The 6,923-nt window shown below is 55.0% G+C and carries 7 protein-coding genes and 1 rRNA gene; 6 read left to right on the plus strand and 2 right to left on the minus strand.

Translation table 11 applies throughout. The features are described from left to right. The 5 genes from ACWYRJ_RS20025 to rbsR form a co-directional block, all read left to right on the plus strand. Window positions 1–331 (plus strand): ATP-binding cassette domain-containing protein (locus ACWYRJ_RS20025; protein WP_455508495.1); only part of this gene is annotated, 331 nt, incomplete at its 5' end. A 4-nt stretch (window positions 332–335) separates the two neighbouring features. After that, window positions 336–1,301 (plus strand): ribose ABC transporter permease, encoded by a 966-nt coding sequence (gene rbsC / locus ACWYRJ_RS20030; protein WP_455508496.1) that lies wholly within the window; start codon window positions 336–338, stop codon window positions 1,299–1,301. Window positions 1,302–1,328: 27 nt separating this feature from the next. After that, entirely contained in the window at window positions 1,329–2,219 is an 891-nt protein-coding gene (gene rbsB / locus ACWYRJ_RS20035; protein ID WP_008503498.1) for a ribose ABC transporter substrate-binding protein RbsB, read from the plus strand. A gap of 107 nt (window positions 2,220–2,326) precedes the next feature. Then, complete coding sequence (rbsK, locus tag ACWYRJ_RS20040) at window positions 2,327–3,256, plus strand: ribokinase (protein ID WP_249576808.1); 930 nt, start codon at window positions 2,327–2,329, stop codon at window positions 3,254–3,256. Window positions 3,257–3,259: 3 nt separating this feature from the next. Next, complete coding sequence (gene rbsR / locus ACWYRJ_RS20045) at window positions 3,260–4,252, plus strand: ribose operon transcriptional repressor RbsR (RefSeq protein WP_455508497.1); 993 nt, start codon at window positions 3,260–3,262, stop codon at window positions 4,250–4,252. On the opposite strand, the gene mdtD is transcribed toward rbsR, so the two are convergent. Both mdtD and ACWYRJ_RS20055 read right to left on the minus strand, forming a co-directional pair. Beyond that, window positions 4,218–5,651 (minus strand): multidrug transporter subunit MdtD, encoded by a 1,434-nt coding sequence (mdtD, locus tag ACWYRJ_RS20050; protein ID WP_223580799.1) that lies wholly within the window; start codon window positions 5,649–5,651, stop codon window positions 4,218–4,220. The genes rbsR and mdtD overlap by 35 nt on opposite strands. Beyond that, window positions 5,648–6,355, minus strand: coding sequence for a FadR/GntR family transcriptional regulator (locus ACWYRJ_RS20055; protein ID WP_023309775.1), 708 nt, complete (start codon window positions 6,353–6,355; stop codon window positions 5,648–5,650). Before ACWYRJ_RS20055 ends, mdtD begins: the two co-directional genes overlap by 4 nt. A 454-nt stretch (window positions 6,356–6,809) precedes the next feature. Here ACWYRJ_RS20055 and ACWYRJ_RS20060 point away from each other — a divergent pair. Continuing rightward, a 16S ribosomal RNA gene (locus tag ACWYRJ_RS20060) occupies window positions 6,810–6,923 on the plus strand; the annotation flags it as partial.

Here is a 6,923-nt window from a genome sequence, read left to right on the forward strand (position 1 = left end):
GATTGGCCTGTTGTCCGGCGGGAATCAGCAGAAAGTGGCGATTGCGCGCGGGCTGATGACGCGCCCGAAAGTGCTGATCCTCGACGAGCCAACCCGCGGCGTGGACGTGGGCGCGAAGAAAGAGATCTATCAGCTGATTAACCAGTTTAAGGCCGACGGTCTGAGCATCATTCTGGTCTCTTCCGAGATGCCAGAAGTATTAGGCATGAGCGATCGCATTATCGTTATGCATGAAGGGCATCTCGGCGGTGAATTCACTCGCGAGCAGGCCACCCAGGAAGTTCTGATGGCTGCCGCTGTGGGCAAGCTTAATCGCGTGAATCAGGAGTAAGAAGATGACTACCCAGGCTGTTTCTGGTCGCCGCTATTTCACAAAGGCGTGGCTGATGGAACAAAAATCGCTGATTGCCCTGCTGGTGCTGATCGCGATTGTATCGACCATGAGCCCGAACTTTTTCACCGTTAATAACCTGTTCAACATTCTGCAGCAGACGTCGGTGAATGCCATTATGGCGGTCGGCATGACGCTGGTAATTTTGACCTCAGGTATCGATCTGTCCGTCGGTTCCCTGCTGGCCCTTACCGGCGCGATCGCCGCTTCGCTTGTCGGGATTGAAGTCAACGCGCTGGTGGCCGTGGCCGCGGCCCTGGCGGCAGGGGCCGCGATTGGCGCCGTCACCGGCGTGATTGTGGCAAAAGGTCGCGTTCAGGCATTCATCGCCACGCTGGTGATGATGCTGCTGCTGCGCGGGGTGACCATGGTTTATACCAACGGCAGCCCGGTCAATACCGGCTTCACCGATAACGCCGAACTGTTTGGCTGGTTCGGTATCGGTCGCCCGCTGGGTGTCCCGACGCCGGTCTGGATCATGGCTATTGTCTTCCTGGCGGCGTGGTACATGCTGCACCATACCCGTCTGGGTCGTTATATCTATGCGCTGGGCGGTAACGAAGCGGCAACGCGCCTGTCCGGTATCAGCGTTAATAAAGTCAAAGTTATCGTCTACTCCCTGTGCGGTCTGCTGGCGTCACTGGCGGGCATTATCGAAGTGGCGCGCCTCTCTTCCGCGCAGCCGACGGCGGGTACGGGGTATGAGCTGGATGCTATCGCGGCAGTGGTTCTGGGCGGTACGAGTCTTGCGGGCGGTAAAGGTCGCATTGTTGGGACATTGATCGGCGCACTGATTCTCGGTTTCCTGAATAATGGTTTGAATTTGTTAGGTGTTTCCTCCTATTACCAGATGATCGTTAAGGCAGTGGTGATTTTGCTGGCGGTACTGGTAGACAACAAAAAACAGTAACTGACGACACTACAGGACATCTTAGATATGAACATGAAAAAACTGGCTACCCTGGTTTCCGCTGTCGCGCTGAGCGCAACCGTAAGTGCTAACGCCATGGCGAAAGATACCATCGCGCTGGTTGTCTCAACCCTGAACAACCCGTTCTTTGTCTCCCTGAAGGACGGTGCGCAGAAAGAAGCGGACAAGCTGGGCTATAACCTGGTGGTGCTGGATTCACAGAACAACCCGGCGAAAGAGCTGGCTAACGTTCAGGACTTAACCGTTCGTGGCACCAAGATTCTGCTGATCAACCCAACCGACTCTGACGCCGTAGGTAACGCCGTTAAAATGGCAAACCAGGCGAAAATTCCGGTGATCACCCTGGACCGTCAGGCAACCAAAGGCGACGTGGTGAGCCACATTGCGTCTGATAACGTGCTGGGCGGCAAAATCGCGGGTGATTACATCGCGAAGAAAGCTGGCGAAGGCGCGAAAGTTATCGAACTGCAGGGGATTGCCGGTACGTCTGCCGCCCGCGAGCGTGGCGAAGGCTTCCAGCAGGCTGTGGCTGCACACAAATTCAACGTGCTGGCGAGCCAGCCAGCAGACTTCGATCGTACCAAAGGTCTGAACGTCATGCAGAACCTGCTGACCGCACACCCTGATGTGCAGGCGGTCTTCGCGCAGAACGACGAAATGGCGCTCGGTGCGCTGCGTGCTCTGCAGACTGCAGGTAAATCTGATGTGATGGTTGTCGGATTTGACGGCACGCCGGATGGTGAAAAAGCAGTAAACGATGGCAAACTGGCTGCGACCATCGCTCAGCTGCCTGAGCAGATTGGCGCCACTGGCGTTGAAACTGCCGACAAAGTGCTGAAGGGCGAAAAAGTTCAGGCTAAATACCCGGTTGACCTGAAGCTGGTCATCAAGCAGTAAAAGGCGAATCAGGCAGTCGCTGGCTGCCTGAGGGACACCAATAAAAGAAAAGTGTGGCATACGCCACCGGGTAACACCGGTGGCGCTCTCAGATGGACAACCCAACCATGAAAACCGCAGACAACCTCGTCGTCCTTGGCAGTATCAATGCCGATCACATTCTTAACCTTGAATCGTTCCCTGCACCGGGCGAAACCGTCACGGGTAATCATTATCAGGTGGCATTTGGCGGTAAAGGTGCCAACCAGGCCGTGGCCGCGGGTCGCAGTGGGGCGAATATTGCGTTTATCGCCTGCACGGGTGATGACGATACCGGTGAGCGTGTACGCAAGCAGCTGGCGAGCGACAACGTTGATATCGCACCGGTCAGCGTTGTTGCAGGGGAATCTACCGGCGTGGCGCTGATTTTCGTCAACGCTGAAGGTGAGAATGTCATCGGTATTCATGCTGGGGCTAACGCTGCGCTGACGACGGAGCGCGTAGAAGCGCAACGTGCAATCATCGCCGGAGCGGAAGCCCTGCTCATGCAGCTGGAATCACCGGTTGAAAGCGTGCTGGCCGCCGCAAAAATTGCACATGAAAATCATACCACTGTTGTACTGAACCCGGCCCCAGCACGTGTATTATCAGACGAGCTGCTGGCGCTGGTGGACATCATTACGCCGAACGAAACCGAAGCCGAAAAGCTGACGGGCATTCGCGTAGAAAATGATGACGATGCCGCACGAGCCGCGCGTGCACTGCATGATAAGGGCATCGGCACCGTAATTATCACCCTTGGCAGCCGTGGGGTGTGGGCAAGCGTCAATGGCGAAGGCCGTCGTGTGCCGGGCTTTAAGGTGAAGGCGATTGATACCATTGCAGCGGGAGACACCTTCAATGGTGCACTGGTGACCGCGCTGCTGGAAGGCACGAAAATGGATGACGCTATTCGCTTCGCTCACGCCGCTGCCGCGATTGCGGTGACGCGCAAGGGCGCCCAGCCTTCCGTTCCGTGGCGTAAAGAGATCGATGAATTCTTAAGTCAGCAGGGGTAACGCTTGGCTACAATGAAAGATGTCGCCCGTATGGCGGGCGTTTCTACCTCGACGGTCTCCCACGTCATTAATAAAGATCGCTTCGTCAGCGAGGCGATTCGGGAAAAAGTCGAAGCTGCGGTAAAAGAACTCAACTATGCGCCGTCTGCGCTGGCGCGCAGCCTTAAGCTCAATCAGACGCGTACTATCGGTATGCTGATCACTGCCAGTACCAACCCCTTTTATTCAGAACTGGTTCGCGGCGTGGAGCGCAGCTGCTTCGAGCGCGGCTACAGCCTGGTGCTGTGTAACACCGAAGGTGACGAGCAGCGCATGAATCGTAACCTGGAGACGCTGATGCAAAAACGCGTCGACGGGCTACTGTTGCTCTGCACCGAAACGCACCAGCCCTCGAAAGAGATCATCCAGCGCTATCCTTCTATTCCCACTGTGATGATGGACTGGGCCCCATTCGACGGAACCAGCGATCTCATTCAGGATAACTCCCTGCTGGGTGGTGATATGGCGACTCAGTATCTGATTGATAAAGGCTATACCCGCATCGCCTGTATTACCGGTCCGCTGGATAAAACCCCGGCGCGTTTGCGTCTGGAAGGGTATCTCTCCGCCATGGATCGAGCAGGGCTCGCCATTCCTGATGGCTACCGGATCACTGGTGATTTCGAATTTAACGGTGGCTTCGAGGCAATGCAGAAACTGCTGACGCAAGCGCAGCGCCCGCAGGCGGTCTTTATTGGTAACGACGCGATGGCGTTTGGTGCCTATCAGGCGTTGTACCGGGCGGGGCTACGCGTGCCGGACGATATGGCAGTGATTGGCTACGATGATATTGAACTTGCCCGCTACATGACGCCGCCGCTGACTACTATTCATCAGCCGAAGGATGAACTGGGCGAGCTGGCCATAGATGTGTTGATCCACCGTATGGCGCAGCCCACGCTGCAGCAACAACGCCTGCAGCTTACTCCTGTTCTGATGGAACGCGGTTCGGTTTAGCTTTCTCTTTATGACGCTCTTTAATCAGGTTTCTGCCGTCTTTCGGTTTTAACAGCATAAAGACCAGCGCCGATACCACGGTAAGTGCGCCCATGGTAATAAAGGTATAGTGGAACTGCTCAACGGTATTTGCGTTGTCAAAACCCTCATAAAACCTCAGCACCGCTGCACTCACGGCAACCCCTAAACTGATCGACAGCTGTTGCGTTACCGCCAGCACGCTGTTGCCGCTACTGGCGTTCTCGTCAGTCAGATCTGCGAGGGTGATGGTGTTCATCGATGTGAACTGCGTCGACATCGCCATGCCCAACACAAACAGCGGCAGGATCAGCATCCAGACGGGTAACGCGGCGGACTGCAGCGAAAACTGCGCAATCATCAAACCGATAAAGACCGTCACGCCAACCAGCGTCTTACGATAGCCAAACCAGCGCAGCACCTGCGTAACGGTTGATTTTGCCAGAATCGAGCCCATTGCCGTGGGCGCCATCATGCAGCCAGCAATCAGGGCCGGGTAGCCGAAACCCACCTGCAGCATCAATGGCATCAGGAACGGCACGCAACCCGTCCCCAGACGAGACGCAATGTTGCCTGCAATCCCTACGGAAAAGGTTCGGGTGTTAAAGAGCCCCAGGGAGATTAACGGTGTCGGGTGGCGGCGCGCGTGACGTATATAAAGAAGAAATAACAGAATACCGCTCAGGATAACGGAGAGCGCTATCCACGTTGCGACGATCTTCTCGCCAAACAGCTCCATCCCGCTGGAGAATAACACCAGGCTCAGGCCGAACAGGAAAAAGCCGCCCATGTCGAAGCTGCGCCTTGGCGTGGTGAAGTTCGGCATATATTTGCGGGCATACAGCAGCCCCGCAACGCCAATTGGGATATTAATCAGGAAGATCCAGTGCCAGCTTGCCCAGGTGACAAACACGCCACCGAGGACCGGGCCAAGTATCGGGCCAACAAGGCCTGGCATGGTAACGAAGTTGAGCACGGGAAGTAATTCGCTGCGCGGGTAGGCTCGCAGTAGGGCAAGGCGCGCCACGGGCATCATCATCGCGCCGCCGATGCCCTGCAATACGCGGAAGATGACCAGCTCTGTTAATGATGAGGAGAGCGCACAGGCCAGCGAACCGAGCGTAAAGAGCGTTACGGCCAGCATGAAAACTCTGCGGGTGCCAAAGCGGTCGGCCAGCCAGCCGCTGACCGGTATTAACATTGCCACCGTCAGGGTGTAGCTGATGATGGCGGACTGCATCGCCAGTGGGGAACGGTTGAGGCTTTGCGCAATAGCGGGAAGCGCGGTGTTGAGGATGGTGGCATCCAGTGCCTGCATAAAAAACGCCATGGCTGCAATCCACGGCAATCCGGCCATGCTGCGCGCTTTTTTCTTTGTCATTTATTTACCTGCTGGTGGGTTGGCGCGGCCAGCAATGCCTGGCACGCACTCAGGGCTCGTTGCCCGTCGCTTTCCTGGATGGCATCCACTATCGCCTGATGCAAATCCAGTTTTACCACTTCGTTTTGTGTAATAGAGGTAAAGTAGGTGTGATACACCGAATGAAATAAAGAGGCAAAAGAGGTAAGGAACGGATTGGCGCTCATCATATAGATGTGTTCATGCCAGGCCATATCGACCTCAACCCAGCGTTCGCGGTTGAAGTGTTTTTTCAGGAACACCATCTCTTCCATCAACGCGTTAAGCTGCGCTTTCTGCTCTGCTGTTCCCAGCGTAGCGGCAAGCAGACATGCCTGAGGTTCAAGGCTGCTGCGCATCACCAGAAAGTGATCGACGACCTGATGAAAGTTATCTTCCGTCATCCACCAGGAGAGCAGCTCCTGATCGAGAAAATTCCAGTTACTCTGTGGCATTACGCGTGTGCCAATGCGAGGACGTGGAAGCACCATACCTTTTGCCGTCAGGGTTTTCACCGCTTCGCGCACGGCGGTACGGCTCACCCCAAACTGCTCACCCAGCTCCATCTCACCCGGCAGGATGCTACCGGGGGCATATTTACCCGCTAAAATCCGCTGCGCCAGCTTTTCTGCCAGCACGTACGACAGGTTTTTTTGGGCGGCCAGCTGTTGTGCGCTTAATGGCATCGCTTTTATTCCTTAAAGATTCATGCTGATAATTATGCCACCTCGAATGTGATTGTGGTTGCAGATACATCAAATAGAACAATTTGTAGCTTGATTTCACCTCTGGTGGTGAAAAAAAACGCGGATGAAAACTTTTTTTAAATTTCCTCTTGTCACGTCGGAATAACTCCCTATAATGCGCCTCCACTGACACGGAGCAACGGCACACACGCCGCCAGGTCAGCAGAGAATAGCGTAAATAAACGCTTGACTCTGAAGCGGGAAAGCGTAATATGCACACCCCGCGCCGCTGCGAAAAGCGAAGCGGCACTGCTCTTTAACAATTTATCAGACAATCTGTGTGGGCACTCAAAGTGACATGGATTCTTAACGTCCTCGGACGAAAAATGAATACCAAGTCTCTGAGTGAACATACGTAATTCATTACGAAGTTTAATTCACGAGCATCAAACTTAAATTGAAGAGTTTGATCATGGCTCAGATTGAACGCTGGCGGCAGGCCTAACACATGCAAGTCGAGCGGTAGCACAGAGAGCTTGCTCTCGGGTGACGAGCGGCGGACGGGTGA

It is taken from the genome of Enterobacter sp., assembly GCF_977039595.1.

What these genes read in the sequence shown, in the direction of transcription:
- rbsC (WP_455508496.1), top strand. Translation starts at nt 336, where the DNA reads ATGACTACCCAGGCTGTTTCTGGTCGCCGCTATTTCACAAAGGCGTGG.
- ACWYRJ_RS20055 (WP_023309775.1), bottom strand. Translation starts at nt 6,355, where the DNA reads ATGCCATTAAGCGCACAACAGCTGGCCGCCCAAAAAAACCTGTCGTAC.
- rbsB (WP_008503498.1), top strand. Translation starts at nt 1,329, where the DNA reads ATGAACATGAAAAAACTGGCTACCCTGGTTTCCGCTGTCGCGCTGAGC.
- rbsK (WP_249576808.1), top strand. Translation starts at nt 2,327, where the DNA reads ATGAAAACCGCAGACAACCTCGTCGTCCTTGGCAGTATCAATGCCGAT.
- mdtD (WP_223580799.1), bottom strand. Translation starts at nt 5,651, where the DNA reads ATGACAAAGAAAAAAGCGCGCAGCATGGCCGGATTGCCGTGGATTGCA.